We start from the raw sequence: 21,908 nt of genomic DNA on the forward strand, positions 1-21,908 counted from the left end.
GGGTTTTATCGAAATCAGCTCGGATCATCGTGTTGAGCTCCTACACGGCGGAGAAGCTTGTTCGCAACTATGCGGCGCCGCGAAAGAAAATCGCCATTGTCCCCGGGGGAATTGATCTTGTCCGCTTCGCCCCTGCGCGGGACAAGAACGCTGCCCAAGAGCTTCTGGGCCTTCCTCCGGGAAAATTTGTGATGCTTACGGTAAGAAATCTGGTCTCGCGTATGGGGCTGGAGAATCTGCTTTTGGCGATGGTCGAGGTTGTGAAAAAGTGTCCGGATTCTCTGCTTGTTATCGGCGGCACAGGGCCTCTGGAGGAAAAACTGAAAACGCAGGCGCAAGATCTGAAAATTAACGATCATCTATTATTTAAGGGGTTTATTCCGGAAGATGAACTGCCTGATTATTATCGCGCTGCGGATCTATTCGTCTTGCCAACCGTTGATCTGGAGGGGTTTGGACTGGTGACGCTTGAGGCATTAGCCTCCGGAACGCCTGTCCTGGGAACCCCCGTCGGGGGAACCAACGAAATTTTGAAACGTTTTGACTCCGATTTTTTGTTCAAGTCGCCGGTGCCGGAAGACATGGCCGAATTGATGATAAAAATCTGCAGCTTGTATAAAAAAAATCCCGAAAAACAAAAGATGGACTCTGTACGTTGTCGGATGTTTGCCCAGGAGTACTATTCCTGGGAAGCCAATGTGACGTTGACTGAGGGAATACTTACGGGTTTAGGTGATTCAACCGATCAATGATGAGCCCCGCTGAGAGACCTTTGAATAACTGCCAATATTGTCATTTCGACCGAAGGGAGAAATCTTTAACTATGCACGAGAATTAATATTTCTCGTCGCTAACGCTCCTCGAAATGACAAAATTCAAAGGTCTCACACTCTAAAGGTGTCGGAGCTCCGACACCCTTCCTCGAAACTATGGGTAACTAATTAATTTGACTTTGTGCATATATTTTTTTATGATGCACAAAAAGTAAGAATTTTATGCATCATGGATAAGCTATGTTAAGAGATATCGCCCTTCTTCAAAAACGCGAACTGGAAAGCCGTCTTCAGGAAACGTATGTTGACCGGAAGATATCGGTCCCGTGGGACCTCGGAGACGATCTGATCAAAGTCATCACCGGTCCGCGGCGTGCGGGGAAATCGTTTTATGGCGCCCATCTGATCCAACAGACCGGATCTTACGGCTACATCAACTTCGATGACGAACGGCTGGCCGCCATCGAAGATTACGATGAAATTATCAGCGCTGTAAACGCCGTGTACGACCAACCGCGCTATCTGTTTTTTGACGAGATCCAAAATCTTCCGCGCTGGGAAATGTTCGTCAATCGCCTGCAGCGACAGGGATTCAGGCTTCTGATCACCGGCAGCAACGCCAATCTGCTCTCTTCGGAACTGGCCACCCATCTCACGGGCCGCCATGCCTCCCTTGTCCTGTTTCCCTTTTCTTTCAGCGAGGTCTTGGCCGCGTCAGGGGGGGAGCGGACCGAGATCGAGAAAATGGCCGCACTGGACACGTACGCAGAGCAAGGCGGCTATCCCGAACCCCTTCTTAAAAAGATCGACCGCCGCGACTATCTTCGCAACCTTCTGCAAGCTACATTGTACAAGGACATCGTCAAACGGTTCAAGGTCAGGTCGGTTCAGGGGATCGAAGATCTGACCCTTTATCTAATGTCGAACATCGCACGCGAGTATTCGTTCAACGCACTTTCCGGGGTAACGAAGTGCCGCAGCGTCCATACGGTCGATAAATATATTCGCTATCTTCAGGAAGCCTCTCTGTTTTTCTCGCTACCGCGCTTCTCTTTCAAGGTGAAGGAGCAGGCGGTACACAACAAGAAAATATACTGCACCGACAACGGACTGGCGGTGTCGGCAGGCTTCCGTTTCAGTGAGGACAAGAGAGCGCTCTATGAAAATCTTGTAGCCGTTGCTCTGAAAAAAGAGGCAATCGCCGGCCGCATTTCCCTGTTCTATTGGAAAAGCCCGCAAAATGAGGAAGTGGATTTCATCATCAAAGAGGGCCCGAATGTCGTGCAACTGATTCAGGTCTGTGCGGACATCACGAATCCGAAGGCGCTGAAAAGGGAAATGCGGGCGCTGATCAAGGCTTCTCAGGAGCTGCATTGCGATGATCTCCTGCTGCTCAACAACCGCGTTGACCGGACTGAGACCTTCCGGTGGCAGGATGCCGAGCGCCCGATCCGGCTGATGCCGTTGTGGCAATGGCTGGGATAAAGAGGTCATCGCCTTCAAAGAAGCAGAGGTCTGCAAGTATTGAAAATATTGTTTGTTTCCGATGTTTCGATTCAGGAAGTCATCGGCGGCGCGGAGAGGGTTTTATTTGAACAGACAACCCGACTGGCCGAACGGGGGCATCTTGTTCACATCCTGACGCGCAGGCTTCCCCGCCACTCTTCCGACACTTCGGTCATCAGAGGGGTGACCGAATGGCACTATCATGTATCAACTCAAAATGCAGTCAGCTTTTGGATTTCAACACTGAAAAACGCCGGAGAACTGTTTGAGCGGTTGCAGATGGAAAATCACTATGACAGCATCAATTTTCACCAGCCCTTTTCCGCCTATGCGGTGATCCGCTCCCGTCTGTCCAAAGAAATAAGAAAAACATATACTTGTCACTCTCTTTCGTTTGAGGAATACCGCTCCCGGAATGCGCTTCCCCCTTTTGGGGCAAAGAGGATATTTTTCTTTTTGCAGATTGCCCTGCGCCGGTGGATCGAAAAAAGGGTTTTATCGAAATCAGCTCGGATCATCGTGTTGAGCTCCTACACGGCGGAGAAGCTTGTTCGCAACTATGCGGCGCCGCGAAAGAAAATCGCCATTGTCCCCGGGGGAATTGATCTTGTCCGCTTTGCACCTCCGCGGGACAAGAACGCTGCCCAAGAGCTTCTGGGCCTTCCTCCGGGAAAATTTGTGATGCTTACGGTAAGAAACCTGGTGTCGCGTATGGGGCTGGAGAATCTGCTTTTGGCGATGGTCGAGGTTTTGAAAAAGTGCCCGGATTCTCTGCTTGTTATCGGTGGTACAGGGCCGCTGGAGGAAAGACTGAAAACGCTTGCGCAAGATCTAAAAATCAACGATCATCTTTTATTTAAAGGGTTTATTCCGGAAGATGAACTGCCTGATTATTATCGCGCAGCGGATATATTCGTTTTGCCAACCGTTGACCTGGAGGGGTTTGGATTGGTAACGCTTGAGGCATTAGCCTCCGGAACACCCGTCCTGGGCACTCCTGTCGGGGGAACCAACGAAATTTTGAAACGTTTTGACTCCGATTTTTTGTTCAAGTCGCCGGTGCCGGAAGACATGGCCGAATTGATGATAAAAATCTGCAGCTTGTATAAAAAAAATCCTGAAAAACAAAATATGGATTCTGTACATTGTCGAAGGTTTGCCCAGGAACACTATTCCTGGGAAGCCAATGTGACTGCGACCGAGGAAATACTCGCAGGTTCATCAAGATCAATCTCCAAGACAAAGGCATTCATGTCCGGGGAGTAATCTCAGGCAGCGCACCATAAAAGTAAATTGACATTGAAAATTCTCGTGCTAAAGTGAAACCATGAAAGCGAAGCTTCATGTTCATAATACGGATAACCGGTACATACAGCGCAGGCTCTTGAGCGCGTTGGCGGAGCATCTGGATCATTCCGAGATAACCATGCTGATCGGACCTCGTCAAGCGGGCAAAACAACCATCCTCAGGCAACTCGATGCCCAACTGCGTGCGGGGGGAAAAAAGACCCTCTGGCTCAACCTGGGAAATATTTGAATTTCTCACTTGATTACGAAGATCGTTTGCCTAAAAACTGCCATTTTTCAAACGTCTCGGGAGAGGGATTCCGCCGCGCGCCATCTCCGCCAGTAAGCCTTACCGTTTTTCAACATAGATAAAAAGCATTGCTTATGGATTTCATAAAGTATATGTCATGGGAAAAAACGAAGCCGTGTGAAGAAAATGGAAATAAATTCAAAAATATATCATGGTGACAGCGAAGAGATTCTCAAGCAGATCCCGTCTCATTCTGTTGACCTCATCGTAACATCACCACCTTACGCAGACCAACGAAAAAACATCTATGGTGGTATTAGCCCTGATCAATATGTGAAATGGTTTTTGCCTATTTCAGCGGAGCTTTTACGTGTGCTCAATCCTTCAGGTTCGTTTATTCTCAATATCAAGGAAAAAGTTGTAGATGGTGAGCGCAGCACGTACGTTATGGAGCTTATATTAGAAATGCGTAAGCAAGGATGGTTGTGGACGGAAGAGTTTATCTGGCATAAGAAAAATTGCTACCCTGGGAAATGGCCTAACCGCTTTCGCGATGCATGGGAAAGACTGCTTCAGTTTAACAAAAATAGAAAATTTAATATGTATCAAGAAGAAGTGATGGTTCCAATGGGTGAGTGGGCAAAGTCAAGATTAAAGAAGCTTTCTGAAACGGATAAAACGCGAGACAATTCAAAAGTAGGGAGTGGCTTTGGTAAAAATATTTCTAACTGGCTTAACAGAGATAAGGCGTATCCAACAAATGTTCTTCACTTGGCAACAGAATGTAACAACAAGAATCACAGCGCGACTTTCCCTGAAGAACTTCCTGAATGGTTTATAAAACTTTTCACACGGGAATATGACACCGTTCTTGATCCGTTCATGGGTTCTGGTACAACGCTAATTGTTGCAAACCGAATGAAACGCAATTCAATAGGCATTGATAACGTCCATGCATATTGTGAAATGGCGAGAGAAAAACTGAACCAGGTTGAATTATATCTTTTTGAATCAAAGGCGGAACATGAAAAAACTAAACCTGACAGACGTCCTGCTGTACGTTGAACAAAACATCGGCAATTTTCACCAGAAACGTATCCAAAGCCTTGACAAGCTAAAGTTATCGAACGTTCTGAAACGAAAGAATCCATATTTATTCAAAGCAAAATATGTATTGACTGCCGAGCAGATCATAAAAGGATTGGTGGATGCCCATATTTCATCAAACGAAGAGACGATTTTCGGCGATTGGCTCGAAGGTCTTGCCATATTCATTAATGATAAAGTTTATGGCGGACGTAAATCTGGTATTACCGGCATTGATCTTGAATTTGACAGAAACGGTACAAGAAACATTGTAACAATTAAATCAGGGCCGAATTGGGGTAATAGTTCACAAATAGCCAAAATGGTCGCAGACTTTAAAACTGCAAAAAAGACACTGAGAACGAGCAATTCCAAATTCAACATCATTGCGGTAAACGGCTGTTGTTACGGAAGGGACAGCAACTCGGATAAAGGTGATTATTTCAAATATTGCGGCCAGCGATTTTGGGAGTTTATTTCCGGAAAAAGTGAACTTTTTACGGAAATTATTGAACCACTTGGGCATAAGGCCAAGGACAAGAATGATGTATTCATAGAATCTTATTCGCAAATGATTAATAAATTCACCAAAGAGTTTGCCAACGTATTTTGCAAAGATAATGGTGAAATCGACTGGAACAAATTGGTACGTTTCAACTCTGCAAAAGAAGAACCCCAAAAAGGAAAATAACAATACATAACCTTATAAGAAAGACATCCTTAATCAGACCGTTGACGAGATGATCATGACCCCTTTTGGCGGTTCCTTTGGTTTGCCCGACGCAAATCCAGTTGGCGGTTTTGTGGCAGGTTTCCTGAAACCTTTCTTTTTCTACAAAAGTTTCGAGGAGATATACGGGTTGTTGAGGAACAATGGTGGATTAAAAATGCCTCGGAAATCAAGGGCCAGGAGATGCTAAATTACCCCCATATATTTCATTTGCAATGCACAATAATATGATATATCGTGTATTGCAAATAAAATAAGAACGAGAGCAGTATGGAAAAGGAGAAAATCAAGGAACTTATCATCGGGCACAAGGAACGCTTTCTGGGCCGTCGCGACCTCATCCGGAGAGAAGTGCAGGCTGAGATCACCCGTTTTCTTCTCCAGCGGGAAATCATTTTTGTCACGGGGGTGCGCCGCAGCGGCAAATCCTCGCTTTTGCGCTTGATCTGCGGGGATCTCCTGGAACGGGGCGACGTCGCCCCCAATGACATCCTCTACCTGAATTTCGACGACGAGCGTTTTTCTTCATTTACCGTTCAGGACTTCGCGCCCCTATACGAAACCTTTCTCGAACTCGAAAATCCCCGGGGGCGGCGATACCTCTTCCTCGACGAGATCCAGCGAATCCCCGGCTGGGAGCGGTGGCTCAACCGCCTCTACGAATTCGAGGACGTTCGGATTTTCGTCACCGGCTCCAATGCCGCCATGCTCTCCCCGGAGGTTGCAACGTCACTAACGGGGCGGCATCGTCAGATCGCCGTCTGGCCGTTTTCTTTTCGCGAGTTTCTTGCTCTCAAGGGCCTGATCTTTGACGACAAGGATAGCGAACGCCTCCTTCACAGCCCCGAAACGAAAGCGGACATTCGGCGGCTCTTCACACAATATGTGGAAATCGGAGGGTTTCCGGAGGTGGCGCGGACAGGAGACGCAACGCTGCTGGAGCAGTATTGGCGCGACATCCTTTATCGCGACGTTATCGCCCGCCATGCCATAAAAAATATCAAGGAGATCAAGGAGATTTCCCTTTTTCTGGCTGCTAATCCGGGCTCCGTCCAGAGCTACCGGAATCTGGGAAACCTCATCGGCATCCGGAGCGTCAACACGGTGAAAAACTATCTTGGCGCTCTGGCTGATGTCTATTTGTTCCAGTTCATTGATCTTTTCGCTTACTCCCTTAAGCGGCAGATCTATAACCCGTCCAAGGTTTACTGTGTGGATGCGGCGCTCGGTGCGTCAGTGAGCTTCCGCTTCTCGCAAAACATTGGCCATACGTACGAAAACATGGTTTTTCTGGCGCTTAAACGGTGCGGCAAAGAGGTGTTCTACTGGAAATCGTCGCGGGGCAGGGAGGTGGATTTCGTATTGAAGAAAGGGCTCCGGATCACCGAGGCGATCCAGGTTAGCGCTTCTCTTGCCGATCCGAAGACCCGCGAGCGTGAGTTATGCTCCCTGTACGAGGCGGCAGAGGAGCTCAAGGCGGGACGGTTGACGGTGATTGCCGGAGACGAGGAGGGGCTCGAAAAGACCGACCGCGGCGAGATTGCCATTGTCCCGCTTTGGAAATGGTTGCTGAAAAGGGAAGGATTGGAAGCTCAGCGCTTGAGTTAAAAAGCGCCTGATACGAAACGAACGAGGACGCCGCCAATGATGGGGGTTTTGAAATCTGTATATGTGCGGAATCTGTGGAAAAATTGACTTTTCCGGCAGCCGGGTGGACGAAGGTTTGCTGCGACGGATGCATGAACGGCTGGCCCATCGCGGGCCGGATGATGCAGGCATTCATTTGAGCCATCACGAGGGAGTCAGTTGCGGCCTTGGCCACAGGCGGCTCAGCATCATAGATCTCTCCGCGGCGGGAAGGCAGCCGATGGCCAACGAGGACAAGAGCCTCTGGATGGTCTTCAACGGGGAGATTTACAATTTCGCGGAGTTGCGGGAGGAGTTAAAGGGGAAAGGGCACCACTTCTCGTCGCGCACTGACAGCGAGGTAATTCTGCACCTGTTTGAGGAGGAAGGCGCGGCAGGAATATCGCGTCTTTCCGGAATGTTCGCCTTTGCCCTCTGGTCGGAGACGACAAAAACGCTTGTTCTGGCCCGTGATGGCGTCGGGATAAAGCCGCTTGTCTATTACTGGGACGGGAAGCGGCTGCTCTTTGCCTCGGAACTACGGGCATTGCTGGCCGATTACGATGTGCAGACGGAGATTGATCTGGAGTCGCTCGATATTTACTTGAGCCTGAACTACATCCCGGCCCCTTACACCATTTTTAAGCATATCCGTAAACTTAGGCCAGGTTACACGCTGAGCGTTTGCGACGGGAAGCTCAAAGAGAGGACATTTTGGGATGTTTCGGCAAGGGGCGATGAGACTGCAAAAGACAAAAACAGCAACCAGTGCGGCAAATCCCCACGGGGGCTTGCTGATGAAAATAACCGGCTGCGCGATTTCCCCGGGATAGAACAGACGCTCTTCCGGACATTGGAGGAATCGGTCCGCTCACAGATGGTCGCCGACGTGCCGCTCGGGGCGTTTCTGAGCGGCGGGATAGATTCAAGCGTGATCGTCGGGCTGATGGCCCGCAACTCCGCCCGCCCGATCAAGACCTATTCGATCGGCTTTTCCGATATGCCGATGTTCGACGAAACCTCCTACGCCCGCGAGGTTGCCTCGTTTCATCACACCGATCACCATGAAATAAAACTGAGTTCCCGGGAGATGATCGGCGCCGTTCCGGAAATCCTGGCCGGCTTGGACGAGCCGTTCGGCGACTCCTCAGCTGTGCCGACCTGGATCGTCGCTCGGGAAACGGTGCGGGACGTTAAGGTGGCGCTCTCCGGCGATGGCGGAGACGAGCTTTTTGCCGGCTATCGGATGTACAAGGGGGAAAATTGGTTCAAGCGCTACAGATTTATTCCACGTCTGATCCGGGACGGCCTGCTGGAACCGCTGGCGATGAGGCTGCCCGAATCCCGCGACACCCGTGTCGGAGAGCTGGCAAGAAGGGCAAAAAAGTTCCTGCGCGGCGCGAAAGGATCGCTCGCGGAGCGGTTTTTTGCCTGGAACGAGCTTTTTAATGAGGACAGCAAAAACGCGCTCTTGAAGGAGGGCTGGGGCGTAAAAAAGTCGCCAGCGTCGGGGATCTTCGCTGCTGCGCTTGCCCGCCCGCAAACCGACGCGCTCAATCGGATGCTCTACGCCGATTTCAAGGTCTCGCTTCCCGGCGATATGCTCTGGAAGGTGGACAAGATGAGCATGGCCCACGCCCTCGAAGTCCGCGTCCCGCTGCTCGACCAACGTTTCTGCGAGCTGGCCTTCCGGATCGGGGGCGACTGGAAAATCCGCCACGGGCAGGGCAAGTACATCTTTATCAAGGTCTTCCGGGATATCCTGCCTAAGCGGCTGCACAACCGGCCCAAGTGGGGCTTCGAGATGCCGATTGCCCGTTGGCTGAAGACAGACCTCAAGTATCTTATTTCAGAGCATCTTTCGCAGGATACGATCGAGCAGCAGGGCATCTTCAACTATCCGGAAATTGAAAAAATGGTTGCTGATTTGCTGGAAAGCAGGCGGGATGCCGCCTGGAAACTCTGGAATCTGATCGTCTTTCAGGCATGGTATGCATCCCTCCGGAGATAAGATTAAAGTAATCCATATCATAACCCGTTTTGACAAGGGCGGGTCAGCGGAAAACACCTTTTTGACGGTATGTGGCCTCGATAAGGAGCGCTATCAGGTTGCTCTTGTGACCGGCACGCTTTCCGGAACAAACAGTAATGATCCCGAGAACATTGCTATAGCGGCGAATATCGCGGAGCTTAAGGCAAACGGGGTGCGCCTGATTTTCGTTCCTTCTCTGGTGCGGGAGTTGAACCCCGTTGCGGATTTGCGTGCATTTTTGTCTCTCTGCAAGATTATCCGGCGTGAAAAACCTGATATCGTCCACACCCACACCTCGAAGGCAGGGATGCTGGGACGGTGGGCTGCGCGGCTCTGCCGCGTTCCTGCGGTCATCCATACCCCCCACGGCCATGTCTTTTGGGGTTATTTCAACCCCGCGAAAACCCGGCTGTTTATCATGCTGGAGAGGTGGACTGCCCGAATAACCGACGCGCTTATCATGCTGACGCCGCAGGAGCTGCAGGATCATCTTGGTTGGGGAATAGCGCCAAGAGAAAAATTCACCGTCATCCACAGCGGCGTTAATCTGAAAAAATTCAGCTCCGCTCAATCACGTTCCGACAGGAAGAGAGCGATATCGGAAGTTCCTGAAAATATGGTAGTTATCGGCACAGTTGGCCGCCTGACCGCGATCAAGGGGCAGGATGTTTTGATCCGGGCGTTTGCCGAACTCAAGCAGGCAGGGGAAGATGTATTTCTTGTCCTGCTTGGCGAAGGGGAGAGGCGAGGCGAGTTGGAAGAGATGGCGCGCCACTTGCAAATATCTGATAGTGTCATGTTTTTAGGATGGCGTCCCGAGGTTGCTGCCGTTATGGCCTCCTTTGACATTTTCTGTCTGCCTTCCCTGAATGAGGGAATGGGCAAGGTTATCGTCGAGGCGATGGCTATGGGGCTGCCGGTTGTGGCAAGCAACGTTGGCGGGATAAAAGACCTTGTGCGCAAGGGAGAAAACGGGCTGCTTGTGCCTCCCGGGGATGCGACCGCTCTGGCGAAGGCGCTTTCCCTGCTTTGCTCTGCCCCGCAAGAACGGCGCCGGATGGGCGATGCCGGGCGCCTGCTAGCCCCTTCCTACAGCTCGGAGGCGATGATAAAAAAGGTTGACCGTTTATATGAGGGCGGTAATTGCAGTAGTTACTAAATTTTATGATTAGGAAAACTGCCAATATGAAGGGTTTAGTTAGCAAGACAAGGCGCCGGGCTTTGTGCAAAAACTTCACTGCCAATCTTTTACTGATTTTACTGGCTGCTTGCGGGGTGAACTGGCTCGTACCCTATCCGGCATCCGGACAGACGCGTCCCGTTTTATACAAGCAGGCGCCGGCCTTGATCGATTTGCGGACAACCTTCAGCGACGGAGTTTTTGATCCCGAAGCCCTGGCGGCGCTGGCCGTGCAAAAGGGAATAAAAATAATAATCCTGAACGACCATGACCGCATGGTCATTGAATACGGTCTTCCCCCGTTCCGGAACATCCTCAACAAGACAGAGGAGCGCAACTCGATCAATCAAGCGGGGGCAAGTGCCTATCTTGCGGCGGTTGAGCGAGCCCGGAAAAAATACCCGCAGGCGGTGATTATCCCGGGCGCGGAGAGCGCCCCCTTTTACTACTGGACGGGAAGTTTTCTGGACGGGAGCCTTACCGCAAACGACCACGAACGACGCATCCTGACGATTGGCCTCGAAAAGCCCGAAGACTACCAAACCCTTGCGGTCATCCACAGGGAATCCGCTCTCTTTGGTTATAAAACAACCATCCTGGTAAAGGCAGTTTTTGCTATCCTGCTGCTGCTGGCTGTATATCTTTTTTTCAAGAAGAACGGGAGGCGATCAGCCGGTTTGCTCTTGCTGGTCGTAGATTTTATCCTTGTCGCCGTCTTCAGCGTAATTTTGGGCAGGTCTTCACCCTTTGACGCTTATCACGGCCCGCAGGGAGCGGCCCCGTACCAGCGGTTTCTCGACGACGCCGGCCGGAAAGGGGCGCTGACATTCTGGAATTACCCGGAAACACAGTCGGGAATCAGAAAGATGGGACCGATTCAGGTAAATACCCGGCCCTACCCGCAGATGCTCATGGAGACGAACAACTATACCGGTTTTTCGGCGATATACGGGGATAACGTCACCATAACCGAGCCCGGCGAAATGTGGGACATGGTTTTGCGGGAATACTGCGGGGGATTTCGCCGCACCCCACCCTGGGGGATAGCTACATCCGATTATCACCGGGAGGGCGAGTCAGGGCAGAAACTGGGTGATTTCCAGACGGTGCTGCTGCTGCCGGAATTATCAAGGAACGCGGTTATCGACGCGCTGCGAAAAGGCAGGATGTACGCGTGCCAGGGAAAGTTCCCGAAAATGCCGCGGCTGGACGTCTTCACCGTTTCCCCCTCCGCCCTTTCCGAGAGCTACGCCCCGCCTGCCGTTTCCGGGGAGACCCTGTGGCTGAAGCGCAATCCCCGCATCAGCATCCAGGTATCAGGGTCGCCGGATGCAAAAGAGATGGTACAGGTGCGGCTTATCCGTTCGGGAGAGCTTGTTCAGGTTTTTTCGGGGACGCTTCCCCTGAAAGCGGAGTATGTTGACAACATTGAGAAGTCTGCAGGACAGGAGGTGTACTATCGCCTTGATGTGAAGGGATACGGAAAGATCGTCTCCAATCCGATTTTCGTGAGATTTGTAAAATGATGGTTGCCGTTCATCAGCCTCAATACCTTCCCTGGCTTGGCTATTTCGACAAGATTGCCGCTGCGGATGTTTTTGTCCTGCTGGACAACGTCCAGTTCAAGAAAAACGAATGGCAGAACCGCAACCGGATCAAGACCGCCGCGGGCCCGCAGTGGCTCACCGTGCCCGTCCGCTACAAATTCCCGGAGAGGATCAACGAGGTATCGGTAAACAACCAGGAACACTGGGGGAATAAGCACCGTCAGGCCATTGTTACCAATTACCGCAAAGCCCCCTGCTGGAACGAGATTTCAACTATCTTGGAGCCAATCTTTGCGGGGAGCTGGGAGAGCATCTCCCAGTTGAATATATTTACCGTCAAACTTCTGGCCAAAACGCTGGGAATAGCAACCCCTCTTTATGTCGCATCGGAGCTTCCCCCCTTTCCGGAGGATCCGGACTTGCGTCTGATTGCCATTGCAAAACACTTCGCAGCGGATACATATCTTGCCGGAAAGGGGGGAATAGACTATATGAACCTCGCCTGTTTCCGAGAAAATGGGGTCAGGGTAAAATTTCAGCAGTACAATCACCCTGTTTACCGACAGTTGTTTAATGGTTTTGAGCCGTTCATGTCTGTTGTCGATCTGCTTTTCAATTACGGTGAAGATAGTTTAAAAATACTGAGAGGATGAGAGATGAAAATACTGGCAATAGGTTCCCATCCGGACGATATCGAGGCTGGATGTGCGGGAACACTGGCTAAATACGCAAAAAACGGCCACGATATCTACATGCTTGTCATGACTGAAGGAAGCATGGGGGGCGAAGGAGCGGTAAGAAGGGCAGAACAGAAAAACGCGGCGGGAATAATCTCAGCCAAAGAGCTGCTCTGGGGTGGTTACGAGGACACGCAATTGACCTCGCAGATGAACAATCTTGTCCAGGACATCGAGGATGTAATAAAGAGGATCGCGCCCGACTTTATCTTTGTTCATTACGGCGAAGACACGCACCAGGATCACCGCACCCTTGCCAAGGCGACAATATCTGCCACCCGTTACATCCGGAATGTTCTTTTCTACGAGGGACCGACAACGCAAAATTTTTGCCCTTCCGTATTTGTCGATATTCAAGAGACAGTCGGAAAAAAACTGGAGGCGCTCCTTGCCCACAACTCCCAGGTAACAAGGACAAACATCGGGGGATTGTCGATAAAAAAAATTGTTCATTCCACCGCCGTCTTTAGGGGCATCCAGGGGCGGGTTCTGTTTGCGGAGGCTTTTGTCCCCCTGCGTATGTTCATATAAGCGCCCATTGGTTCTCAAGGCAGGATAGGATGATGAAAGAGATCCCTCACTCGCGGCCGACTATAGACGATGCGGAGATCGCCGCCGTTTCCGCTGTGCTCAGATCGCAAAATATCGCGCAGGGAAAGCAGGTTGCCCTGTTTGAAGAGGCCCTCTCGCGGCTGATCGGCGTGCGGGAGGCAGTGGCGACCTCCTCCGGCACGGCCTCCCTCCATCTTGCCCTTTTTGCTTTGGATGTTGGCGAGAATGATGAAGTCGTGATCCCCTCCTTTGTCTGCACGGCGCTTTTAAACGCCGTGCGGCTTGTCCGGGCTGTTCCTGTTATTGCCGATATAAACAGTAACTCTTTCAATATCGATGTCCACGATATCAGGCGCTGTTTGACGAAAAGAACCAAGGCTGTCATCGTCCCCCATATGTTCGGTATGCCGGCGGATATACGCGAGATAGTCTCGCTTGGCGTTCCCGTCATCGAGGACTGCGCCCAGTCCCTGGGGAGCAGATCCGGCCAAAGCTACACCGGAAGCTTCGGGGTTCTGTCGGTCTTTTCGTTTTATGCCACGAAGGTCATCTGCACCGGCGAAGGGGGAATGGTCGTCGGCAGCGATTCCCGGTTGCTGGCGAAAATCAGGGATTTCCGCGATTACGACGAAAAGAGCGACTGGGCTTTGCGTTACAACTACAAGCTTACGGATATGCAGGCGGCGATGGGCATGACGCAGCTTGCCAAACTGCCAGGGATGATCAGGCGCCGACGGGAGATCGCCGCCCTGTACGATGAAAACCTGCGAGAGTGTCCCGTCATACTGCCCACCTGTCCACCGGAAAAAGAGCATATTTACTTCCGTTACGTCCTGAGAACGGGAAAAAGCCGGGAAGTATTGGATGGCTGCCGGCAAAAGGGCGTCTCGTGTCGCCGACCGGTTTTTGAGCCTCTCCATCACTGCGGGATCAATGCAGCCTGCCCGGAGGCGGAGGCCGCCTTCAGGGAATCGGTATCCATCCCCATTTATCCATCTCTTGGCGACACAGAGGCGGTAATGATAAGTGAAACGATCCGGGAAATTTTGAGTTGAGGGGCGTTATGGTTCTGGGTAAATATTTCCAGAGGTTCTTATTCCTGCGGATATTTTGGGGTTGCTGCCTGCTCATTTTTACACTCCTTCTTCTTCCTGCCGTCCGCGAGCTGTTTTTCGGCAGCCTTGGCCGCTGGCTTTACATCTTCCTGATGGCCCTCTCTACGTCGGCCATTCTAACCCCGGTCATGATGAGCGTCGCCAAAAAACTTAATATCGTTGATACCCCCGGAGGACGAAAAATCCACGCCCGGGTGACGCCGCTGCTCGGGGGAGCGGCGATCATCATTGCCTTTATATCCTCCCTGGCGGCAAATATGATTCTCGACGGCCGGGATATCGCGCTGATTGCCGGCGGAACTTTCGTGGCAATTGTCGGCCTGATCGACGACTGGAAGAATGTCCGCGCCTTCTACAAGCTCCTGATTCAGGTGGTAGTTGTCATGCTGCTTATCCGCAGCGGGATTATCCTCGATCTTTTCCCGATCAAGACAACGTGGGGCTATCTGCTGAACGCCCTTTTTTCCATAATCTGGATCGTGGGGATCACAAACGCGATGAATTTTATCGACGGGATGGATGGTCTGGCAACGGGTGTCAGCGCGATAATTTCGCTTTTTCTCGCCCTGGTGGCGTATCAGACCAATCAGCCCTTCATGGGCTGGATCGCCATTGCGATGCTGGGGAGTTGTCTCGGTTTTTTCCCGTTCAATTTCGGCTTTAAAAGGTCGGCGAGCATTTTTCTGGGCGACGCCGGAAGCACCTTTTTCGGTTTTATCCTCTCCGCTTTGGCCATCAAGGCCGCCTGGGCCGACAACAACCCGATTGTTTCTTTCGCCACGCCAGTGCTTATTTTCTGGGTTTTGATCTACGACATGGCCTATATCTCGATAGAAAGGATCTTGACCGGCAAGGTGAGAAACTTCCCGGAATGGATTGACTATGCCGGAACTGACCACATCCATCACCGTATTTTCGCTATCTTTAATGACAAAAGAAAGGCCGTCTTTTTCATATTTTTTCTCTGCTTCACCCTCGGAATCAGCGCCATTACCCTGCGTGGGGCGAGCGCCTTCGAGGGTGTCCTGACGGTCATCCAGGCGTTTTTTATCACCGTCCTGGTCTCAATCCTCGAATATTTCGGCAATCATTACAAAAGAGGCGATCAACGAAGGAAGATAAATTAGACAAGCAGAAAGAGTGCGAAGAGGACCCTTTCCAAGAGGCTGAGGAGCAACATGCCCTGATCCAACGCAGGATGCGGCGACAGCGAATTTATCGCATCCTGACCGGCGGCTTTTTGGTCGTAGCGGCGATTGCTGCCCTCTTTTTTGCGGATATTGTCGAATATTTTTCCAGGGATCAAACAAAGCAGGCGGCTGTGCAGGCTGAAAAAACGGTCGTTTTTAATGATGCGCAGCGGCAGGCTTTTCTCGAACCGGTGAAAAGGACAATCGAGCAGGGGAATCTGTCCGAAGCGCTAAGCCTGCTTTTGAAACGAGAGCTTTGCATAACTCCGATTTCCTCCTGGCCCATTTATCGACAACCTCCTTCTCCTTCGGGTTGTTTCCGACGATGAAACCGACCACAATTTTTCGATTGAATGATCTCTAAAAACCACCTTAAAAAACTCACGAAAAATGACAATAAATATTCAATATAACTTGACATATTTCCTAATTTATGCCATATTTCCGCCATCAAATTTCTCACTGGAGGGGATATGGGATATAAACGTGCAGATAACAATATGACCTTCGCCGAAATGTCGCTTTTGAGTTCCATGGAACATAACCGCAGCCTCAAAAGGCTTGAAAAGATAAGCCAACTTATCGACTGGTCGCAGGTGCGGGAGATTCTGGATGCTCATTATACCGTCGGCACCAGCCGGGAAGGCGCCGATGCCTACTCCCCGGTGATGCTCCTTAAAGCTCTTTTGCTTCAGCAGTGGTATCATATAGATTCCGATCCGGAGTTGGAAAACCAGATCAACGACCGTGTCTCCTTCAAGAAATTCATTGGCTTGTCCTTTGACAAGCAGTCCCCTGACCATTCGACCTTCTCCCGTTTTCGGGGTCGTCTTTCCAAGGATGCGATGATCAACATCAACAGTGTTGTTCTCCAGCAGTTCGCTAAAAAGGGTTTTGTGATCAATGAAGGGGTAGCCGTTGACGCCCGCCTGGTACAGTCCGCCAGCCATCCGATCAGCAAAGAGGAGATCAAAAAGGAACTGGAAAAAAGAGAAACTCCGGAAGGGAAACTGGATAAAAATGGCAAACCGCTTAAATTCTCCAGAGATATGGAGTCGGACTGGGTAATCAAGAACGAAAAGCCTCATTACGGATTTAAGGAGCATGCGAGCGTTGACACCAAACACGGTTTGGTCCTTGCCACGGAACTGACACCGGCCTCGGTGAGCGACAGCATCTACCTTCCCTTTATCGTTGCCTCCAGTTGTCATACCGAAGAGCCAATCGAGAAGGTGTATGCCGACAAGGGATATTATGGGAAGCCGAATCGAGACTTTCTGGCGATGAATTACATAGAAGACGGCATTATGCGGAAAGACACAAAGTCAACAAAATTAACTACTACAGAGACAGAGCGGAATAAAAAGCTGTCCAAGAAGCGGTACATTGTGGAGCAATACTTCGGGATCAGCCACCTGCACTACGGGGCCTTCCGGGCGAGGTTTACCAGGATGGTCAAAAATGCATTGGACAACCTGTTCAGACAAATGGCTTTTAATCTGTTCCGAGGGAACCAGATCATCGGGACGGTGAAAATATAGGCGGATGTATGCCCGCAAACGGGGCGAGGGGCATAACAATCACAAATAGGCTCCCAAAACTGTCATTTTGAGGGAAGATCGTGTCGCCATAGGGCAAATTTTGATAGGGACTTTCAGGTAAGATTTTCAGTTCGGCTCCTCAGTTTTTGAAAAAGCCGGACGGAAAGGCACTAAAAAACGAATATCGGCAAAATTCAACCTCTCACCTTGAAAAAGCTTGGTGGCACAGGAACTTAGAAAGAGGGGGCTCGCTGTTGGGGGCCCCTTCTTTTTTGTGACAAGTGAAACACTCATGACGGCACACCGTCACCAAGAAGCATGAATGCTGTTCATAAAGTTGGAGGGACGTGTTTATATCTTATCCTCCACTGATTTTATCTTCCCTTCAATCCTGTTTTCAGCCCCCGCCCGGTAGTCCATCTGGAGCGTCATATATATTCGCTCCGCATCCTTCTGCAGTTCCTGAAAGCATCTCTCGACAACCTTCATCACCTCATCCCATTCCCCTTCAAGCGCCGTGCTCATCGGCCCCAGCTTGTAGGGTAGGCCGCTTTCCCTGATAATGCGGAGCGACCTGGCCACATAGGGGCTGACGCTTGTCCCCTTGTCGGTGGGGAATATCGAAAAATGGATCAGTACGCTCATTTTGCCTCCTTACTTGAAAAGTTTTGAATTGCGAGCCAATTGCAAAAGTCCCAACGCTGTCATTCCCGCGACGCTTCTGGGCGGAAAAACGAAGTTTAATGTTCATAATCCAGAGCCAATTGCAAAACCATTTGTCATTCCCGAAAGCGGAGCTTAATGTACACAATGCTTCTATCGGGAATACGGTTTTTCAAGCAGTTAGAACCAGATTCCCGCTTAAAATCATTGCGGGAATGACAGAATGTGAGAGTTTTGCAATTGCCTCTCCAGTTTTGAACTATTTGAAATCATGGATGCCCGACAAAAGCATTCGGGCATGACACGGAGTCTTGCAATTACCTCTTACGCTATTTATTTTTCAGGACTGCCTCAAGATAGGGCTCGATCTGTGTGCATTCGCGGCAGACAATACGACCCTTCTTGTCAACCAGCACCAGGGAAGGAACTCCCCTGATTCCGTAAAATCTGCTCACTATCCCCGATTCGTCCGTAAGCACGCGGTAGGGGAGATTATGACGAGTGGAAAATTTTGACGCTTTTGCCTTTGATTCCTGGACGTCCACATTCACGATTTCCAGCCCCTGCTTCCCGTATATCGCGTGCAGGGATTTGAAATAAGGGACCTCGCTTATGCAGGTGGGGCACCAGGTTGTGCTGAAGATAATCATAACCGGCTTCTTGCCCTTGTAATCGCCCAGACGAAATGTTTTGCCGTTCGTATCCTGGAGGATGAAATCCGGGGCCTTGTCAGCGCTGGCGGGCGCCTGCAGGGAAAGTGCGTTGTTTGCGATCAGAAAAATCACGGCAATCATTATTGCCGTGCAAGCCGACCGTTTCCAGGTCATCATTTTAACCATTGTTGTAACTCCTCATTTTAATTGGGGGAAGGGCCCTTGTTATTAAAGCCAGAGCATTCCCGCGTTGACCAGAAAATATTCGCCCGCTGCCAGCATAATCCACCCGCAGGCCTTGCCGACCCGCTCCATCCATGCGCCCGATTTGGGGATGCCTGCCAGAAGTCCGGCGAAGGTGCCGACCAGAATCAACAAAGTTCCCATTCCCAAGGCAAAAACGAACATCAGCCCGGCGGCCAGCGGCACATTCTGTCTGGTCGCCGCATAGCCGAGGACGACGGCGAGGGCTGGGGCGGTGCAAGGGCCCATCACCAGCCCGGATGCCGCACCGACAAGAAAGCTGCTTGTTCTCCCTTTTGAATTTTTGTTATCCCGGGGCCTGCTTATAAAGTCAGGCATCCTGATAGAGAAAGAAAAGACGCCGAGCATAGATAATCCCATAAGCAGACAGAGATTGCCGATCAAAAAATAGGTCCAGGGATTGGACTGTATCTGGCCGAACAGCTTGCCGGAAAGCGCGGCAAAGGCGCCGAGGATGGTGTAAGTGACGGCCACACCCGCAACGTAGAAAAGCGAGAGGATGAATCCTCTTGTTTTTGACCCTGTCCCCCGGGCGCCGATATAGGCAACAGTGATCGGCACGACCGGATACATGCAGGGGGTGAAGCTCACCAGCACCCCGGCGAGGTAAACGGCCAGAAATGACAACGCTAAAGAACCTTGCAGGTATCCGGAAAGACCGCTAATGAAATTAGCTACCATTTCGTCACTGGAAAACGAAGCCTAATGTTCATAAACTGAGACCTTTAAAATCTACTTTTTTGTCATTCCGGGTTTGACCCGGAAATCGAAGCTTGATGTTCCTAATCCAGAAGATACCGAAAATACCGGATGCCGTCTTTCGACGGTATGACGATTTGCTGAGTTTCGCGAGAAATTCGAAGGTCTCAGATTGCGTGCATAAATTACCGATTTATAATGGCTTGCCTTCCGGACAACCGCCCCAAAGCGCGTCCCGCCATTTTTATCCTTCCTTGTGGGGGGTTAGTTTGACGAGGCACTCCACCGATTCACGCAACTTCTGCGCTGCCTCTCGCAGAGCGGGCGCTATTTTTGCCCCTTCCTCAAGATCCTGAATTTTCCCTGCCCATGCCTCAAAATCAGCGGCATGTTCCTGCTCATGCTCGATCCAATGGGCGATCAAATGCTTTACTTTTTCTAAATCATTCATGATTGATCCTTTCTTGCCGTCGCTCAAAGCGAGTTTTCTTGTTCTGTTTCCCGGAGCATTGCCCCCTGTCGTTGCGACTTATATCACAAAGCATATTTTTTGGGGAGCTTCATTATCGGGGATGCGGGTTGAAAAACGATATCATATTCCCGATTACACCCTCGGGAATGACAAGGCGGGGACATTTTTTTACAGGTTTCCTTGCAGGGGCGGGTTTTAAACCCGCTCCTGCAAGGAAACGCCCACGATGGTGAAGATTTGTCAGGGGGGTGCAAGGGGGCAAAGGCCTGCAGGCGCGCCGTTGCCCTCCTTGCGAGGTTTTTTCTATAAGACGCCGGCGCCGATGAGCAGGGCAAAGATGCTGAAGATGACGCCTGCGTAAATCAGGACCATGGTTGTATAGCCCATGATATCGCGCGCCGAAAGCCCCGCCAGCCCCAAAAGCGGCAGCGCCCAGAAGGGCTGAATCATGTTTGTCCATTGATCGCCCCAGGCCACCATCATCGCCGAGCGGACAGGATCGATCCCCATCATTTTTACCGCTTCGATTGTAATTGGCCCCTGCGCGGCCCACTGCCCTCCGCCGGACGGGATGAAGACATTGATGACGCCGGCAGCCCACATCTGAAACATGTAGAAAGTGGAGGGGGAAGAGACGGCCACAAACCAGCCGGCGATCACCTTGGCCAGGCCGGTACCGATCATGAGCCCCTGGATGCCGCCGTACAGCGGAAACTGCAGCGCGATTCCGCCGGCGCCTTTGATCGCGGTGCTCACCGCCTTGATATAGTTTATCGGCTTCCCGTGCAGAATAACGCCGACGATGAAGAAGATGAAGATGACGATGTTCAGGTTGAGATCGAACCCCTTGGTTGAAAAATGGAAATAAAGGTAGATAAGCCCCATCAGCCCGAAGATCATGTTGATCGTGTAGCTGTGGTCGATCCTTTCCGCGAGAGTCGGGTTCTGCGGCATCGGCACGTTCGGTAAATCCCCGCTCAGGTCCTTGAGCCGGTCTTCCGGGATCGTTTTTACGTCTTTTTCGGCAGGATAGATCAGGGCCATCAGAAACGGCAGCGTGACGATCAAAAGAATAGCCGGGATCAGGTTGAAGGGCATCAGAATGCTCTGGGAAACAGGGGTGACCGTTCCCAGCAGCTTCTCAATGAAATTCTGGGCGCTGCCGGAAGTGGCGATAACCAGCGGGACTGACCCGGAAAATCCCTGATGCCAGAGGACAAAACCGGCGTAGGCGGAGGCGATCAAAAAAGGAAAGTCGGCTTTACGGTTGCGTTTCGCTACCTCCATCGCCAGCAGTCCGCCGACGATCAGTCCAAACCCCCAGTTCAAAAAGGAACAGATCGCCGCGACAAAGGCGACGATCATGCCGCCCTTGACGGGGGTGTTGCCGATGCCGGCAATCCAGACCAGGAGACGGTTGATCGGCGGGCTTAAGGCCAGGCAGTGCCCGGTTACCAGAATCAGGATCATCTGGAACGCAAAGGCGACTATTCCATAGATGCCGCCTCCCCAGGCCATCATCATTTTCGTAAATCCCGCGTCTGTAAAGATCAGCGCCAGGATCGCGGCCAGAAATGTCAGAAGAATGGAAAAAAGATAGGCGTCGGGAAGGTAATGTTTCATCAGATAGGTGAAAAAAGAAGCTAAACGTTGCATAATATTGAGTCCCTCCTTTTCTTGAAAAAAACCCTCTGTTTCTTTAAAAAGTGCGGGAATTGCCTGCATGCTACCCCGCAACCCCTTTGGAACCGCCGATAATACCGTTCAAAATGTTTTCGTTTGTCTAAAAAGCATCCAGCGAAACTGCTGACCAATACGTGCGAACCTGAGCCGTTTCTGAAACTGACCGGGGGAAGTGGAACAACATTAAAAGCCATTGTCTGCAAAGGATTGTGAAGCGGCGCTGACCATACGTCAGAAAAAGGCCTGGTGTCAAGAAAAAAGTATCGTACAAAAAACTTGACAGCGGCAAGGCCATTCAATATACGAAACAGCGAATATTTTC

22 protein-coding genes are annotated in these 21,908 nt (G+C 50.9%); 16 read left to right on the forward strand and 6 right to left on the reverse strand.

What is annotated here, in order from left to right; genetic code table 11:
• From K0B01_08630 to K0B01_08655, 6 genes are all read left to right on the forward strand, one after another.
• Positions 1 to 752, forward strand: a 752-nt coding sequence (locus tag K0B01_08630) for a glycosyltransferase (protein MBW6486196.1), incomplete at its 5' end; no start/stop codon positions are given.
• Positions 753 to 1,013: 261 nt separating this feature from the next.
• Positions 1,014 to 2,258 (forward strand): ATP-binding protein, encoded by a 1,245-nt coding sequence (locus K0B01_08635; protein ID MBW6486197.1) that lies wholly within the window; start codon positions 1,014 to 1,016, stop codon positions 2,256 to 2,258.
• A gap of 39 nt (positions 2,259 to 2,297) precedes the next feature.
• Complete coding sequence (locus K0B01_08640) at positions 2,298 to 3,545, forward strand: glycosyltransferase family 4 protein (GenBank protein ID MBW6486198.1); 1,248 nt, start codon at positions 2,298 to 2,300, stop codon at positions 3,543 to 3,545.
• A gap of 61 nt (positions 3,546 to 3,606) precedes the next feature.
• Positions 3,607 to 3,816: a hypothetical protein gene (locus K0B01_08645; protein ID MBW6486199.1), complete on the forward strand. Its 210-nt coding sequence runs from the start codon at positions 3,607 to 3,609 to the stop codon at positions 3,814 to 3,816.
• A 186-nt stretch (positions 3,817 to 4,002) separates the two neighbouring features.
• On the forward strand, positions 4,003 to 4,881 hold the full coding sequence (locus tag K0B01_08650; protein ID MBW6486200.1) for a site-specific DNA-methyltransferase: 879 nt from the start codon (positions 4,003 to 4,005) through the stop codon (positions 4,879 to 4,881).
• A complete protein-coding gene (locus K0B01_08655; GenBank protein ID MBW6486201.1) occupies positions 4,841 to 5,593 on the forward strand; it encodes a cytosolic protein in 753 nt (250 codons plus the stop codon). Before K0B01_08650 ends, K0B01_08655 begins: the two co-directional genes overlap by 41 nt.
• Here the strand turns inward: K0B01_08655 and K0B01_08660 are convergent.
• A complete protein-coding gene (locus K0B01_08660; protein MBW6486202.1) occupies positions 5,556 to 5,777 on the reverse strand; it encodes a DUF4338 domain-containing protein in 222 nt (73 codons plus the stop codon). The genes K0B01_08655 and K0B01_08660 overlap by 38 nt on opposite strands.
• A gap of 125 nt (positions 5,778 to 5,902) precedes the next feature.
• On the opposite strand from K0B01_08660, the gene K0B01_08665 reads away from it, so the two are divergent.
• The 10 genes from K0B01_08665 (at position 5,903) to K0B01_08710 (ending at position 17,152) form a co-directional block, all read left to right on the forward strand.
• The gene (locus K0B01_08665; protein MBW6486203.1) at positions 5,903 to 7,240 is read left to right on the forward strand and encodes an ATP-binding protein; all 1,338 of its coding nucleotides are present in this window, start codon (positions 5,903 to 5,905) and stop codon (positions 7,238 to 7,240) included.
• Positions 7,241 to 7,301: 61 nt separating this feature from the next.
• Complete coding sequence (asnB, locus tag K0B01_08670) at positions 7,302 to 9,269, forward strand: asparagine synthase (glutamine-hydrolyzing) (GenBank protein ID MBW6486204.1); 1,968 nt, start codon at positions 7,302 to 7,304, stop codon at positions 9,267 to 9,269.
• Positions 9,250 to 10,449, forward strand: a complete 1,200-nt coding sequence (locus K0B01_08675) for a glycosyltransferase family 4 protein (GenBank protein MBW6486205.1) — start codon at positions 9,250 to 9,252, stop codon at positions 10,447 to 10,449. Before asnB ends, K0B01_08675 begins: the two co-directional genes overlap by 20 nt.
• 26 nt (positions 10,450 to 10,475) lie before the next feature.
• Positions 10,476 to 11,996, forward strand: coding sequence for a hypothetical protein (locus tag K0B01_08680; protein MBW6486206.1), 1,521 nt, complete (start codon positions 10,476 to 10,478; stop codon positions 11,994 to 11,996).
• Positions 11,993 to 12,670, forward strand: a complete 678-nt coding sequence (locus K0B01_08685; GenBank protein MBW6486207.1) for a WbqC family protein — start codon at positions 11,993 to 11,995, stop codon at positions 12,668 to 12,670. Before K0B01_08680 ends, K0B01_08685 begins: the two co-directional genes overlap by 4 nt.
• 3 nt (positions 12,671 to 12,673) lie before the next feature.
• Positions 12,674 to 13,285, forward strand: a complete 612-nt coding sequence (locus K0B01_08690) for a PIG-L family deacetylase (GenBank protein MBW6486208.1) — start codon at positions 12,674 to 12,676, stop codon at positions 13,283 to 13,285.
• A gap of 29 nt (positions 13,286 to 13,314) precedes the next feature.
• Positions 13,315 to 14,361 carry a DegT/DnrJ/EryC1/StrS family aminotransferase gene (locus K0B01_08695; protein MBW6486209.1) on the forward strand — a complete coding sequence of 349 codons (1,047 nt, stop codon included), beginning with the start codon at positions 13,315 to 13,317 and terminating at the stop codon, positions 14,359 to 14,361.
• An 8-nt stretch (positions 14,362 to 14,369) separates the two neighbouring features.
• A complete protein-coding gene (locus K0B01_08700) occupies positions 14,370 to 15,548 on the forward strand; it encodes an undecaprenyl/decaprenyl-phosphate alpha-N-acetylglucosaminyl 1-phosphate transferase (protein MBW6486210.1) in 1,179 nt (392 codons plus the stop codon).
• A 71-nt stretch (positions 15,549 to 15,619) separates the two neighbouring features.
• A complete protein-coding gene (locus tag K0B01_08705; protein MBW6486211.1) occupies positions 15,620 to 15,940 on the forward strand; it encodes a hypothetical protein in 321 nt (106 codons plus the stop codon).
• A gap of 144 nt (positions 15,941 to 16,084) precedes the next feature.
• A complete protein-coding gene (locus K0B01_08710; GenBank protein ID MBW6486212.1) occupies positions 16,085 to 17,152 on the forward strand; it encodes an IS5 family transposase in 1,068 nt (355 codons plus the stop codon).
• 351 nt (positions 17,153 to 17,503) lie between these two features.
• Here the strand turns inward: K0B01_08710 and K0B01_08715 are convergent, their stop codons facing one another.
• From K0B01_08715 to K0B01_08735, 5 genes are all read right to left on the reverse strand, one after another.
• Positions 17,504 to 17,797 carry an MTH1187 family thiamine-binding protein gene (locus K0B01_08715; GenBank protein MBW6486213.1) on the reverse strand — a complete coding sequence of 98 codons (294 nt, stop codon included), beginning with the start codon at positions 17,795 to 17,797 and terminating at the stop codon, positions 17,504 to 17,506.
• Between the two features lie 347 nt (positions 17,798 to 18,144).
• A complete protein-coding gene (locus K0B01_08720) occupies positions 18,145 to 18,654 on the reverse strand; it encodes a redoxin family protein (GenBank protein ID MBW6486214.1) in 510 nt (169 codons plus the stop codon).
• A 42-nt stretch (positions 18,655 to 18,696) separates the two neighbouring features.
• On the reverse strand, positions 18,697 to 19,413 hold the full coding sequence (locus tag K0B01_08725) for a sulfite exporter TauE/SafE family protein (GenBank protein ID MBW6486215.1): 717 nt from the start codon (positions 19,411 to 19,413) through the stop codon (positions 18,697 to 18,699).
• A 262-nt stretch (positions 19,414 to 19,675) separates the two neighbouring features.
• Complete coding sequence (locus tag K0B01_08730; protein MBW6486216.1) at positions 19,676 to 19,882, reverse strand: hypothetical protein; 207 nt, start codon at positions 19,880 to 19,882, stop codon at positions 19,676 to 19,678.
• A 324-nt stretch (positions 19,883 to 20,206) separates the two neighbouring features.
• Entirely contained in the window at positions 20,207 to 21,559 is a 1,353-nt protein-coding gene (locus tag K0B01_08735; GenBank protein MBW6486217.1) for a TIGR00366 family protein, read from the reverse strand.
• Between the last annotated feature and the right edge of the window lie 349 nt (positions 21,560 to 21,908).

It is taken from the genome of Syntrophobacterales bacterium (assembly GCA_019429105.1).
Taxonomy (GTDB): domain Bacteria; phylum Desulfobacterota; class Syntrophia; order Syntrophales; family UBA5619; genus DYTH01.

What these genes read in the sequence shown, in the direction of transcription:
- K0B01_08710 (MBW6486212.1), top strand. Translation starts at nt 16,085, where the DNA reads ATGGGATATAAACGTGCAGATAACAATATGACCTTCGCCGAAATGTCG.
- K0B01_08645 (MBW6486199.1), top strand. Translation starts at nt 3,607, where the DNA reads ATGAAAGCGAAGCTTCATGTTCATAATACGGATAACCGGTACATACAG.
- K0B01_08715 (MBW6486213.1), bottom strand. Translation starts at nt 17,797, where the DNA reads ATGAGCGTACTGATCCATTTTTCGATATTCCCCACCGACAAGGGGACA.
- K0B01_08725 (MBW6486215.1), bottom strand. Translation starts at nt 19,413, where the DNA reads ATGGTAGCTAATTTCATTAGCGGTCTTTCCGGATACCTGCAAGGTTCT.
- K0B01_08700 (MBW6486210.1), top strand. Translation starts at nt 14,370, where the DNA reads ATGGTTCTGGGTAAATATTTCCAGAGGTTCTTATTCCTGCGGATATTT.
- K0B01_08695 (MBW6486209.1), top strand. Translation starts at nt 13,315, where the DNA reads ATGATGAAAGAGATCCCTCACTCGCGGCCGACTATAGACGATGCGGAG.
- K0B01_08650 (MBW6486200.1), top strand. Translation starts at nt 4,003, where the DNA reads ATGGAAATAAATTCAAAAATATATCATGGTGACAGCGAAGAGATTCTC.
- K0B01_08665 (MBW6486203.1), top strand. Translation starts at nt 5,903, where the DNA reads ATGGAAAAGGAGAAAATCAAGGAACTTATCATCGGGCACAAGGAACGC.
- K0B01_08685 (MBW6486207.1), top strand. Translation starts at nt 11,993, where the DNA reads ATGATGGTTGCCGTTCATCAGCCTCAATACCTTCCCTGGCTTGGCTAT.
- K0B01_08655 (MBW6486201.1), top strand. Translation starts at nt 4,841, where the DNA reads ATGAAAAAACTAAACCTGACAGACGTCCTGCTGTACGTTGAACAAAAC.
- K0B01_08635 (MBW6486197.1), top strand. Translation starts at nt 1,014, where the DNA reads ATGTTAAGAGATATCGCCCTTCTTCAAAAACGCGAACTGGAAAGCCGT.
- asnB (MBW6486204.1), top strand. Translation starts at nt 7,302, where the DNA reads ATGTGCGGAATCTGTGGAAAAATTGACTTTTCCGGCAGCCGGGTGGAC.
- K0B01_08675 (MBW6486205.1), top strand. Translation starts at nt 9,250, where the DNA reads ATGCATCCCTCCGGAGATAAGATTAAAGTAATCCATATCATAACCCGT.
- K0B01_08720 (MBW6486214.1), bottom strand. Translation starts at nt 18,654, where the DNA reads ATGGTTAAAATGATGACCTGGAAACGGTCGGCTTGCACGGCAATAATG.
- K0B01_08735 (MBW6486217.1), bottom strand. Translation starts at nt 21,559, where the DNA reads ATGCAACGTTTAGCTTCTTTTTTCACCTATCTGATGAAACATTACCTT.
- K0B01_08730 (MBW6486216.1), bottom strand. Translation starts at nt 19,882, where the DNA reads ATGAATGATTTAGAAAAAGTAAAGCATTTGATCGCCCATTGGATCGAG.
- K0B01_08680 (MBW6486206.1), top strand. Translation starts at nt 10,476, where the DNA reads ATGAAGGGTTTAGTTAGCAAGACAAGGCGCCGGGCTTTGTGCAAAAAC.
- K0B01_08690 (MBW6486208.1), top strand. Translation starts at nt 12,674, where the DNA reads ATGAAAATACTGGCAATAGGTTCCCATCCGGACGATATCGAGGCTGGA.
- K0B01_08705 (MBW6486211.1), top strand. Translation starts at nt 15,620, where the DNA reads ATGCGGCGACAGCGAATTTATCGCATCCTGACCGGCGGCTTTTTGGTC.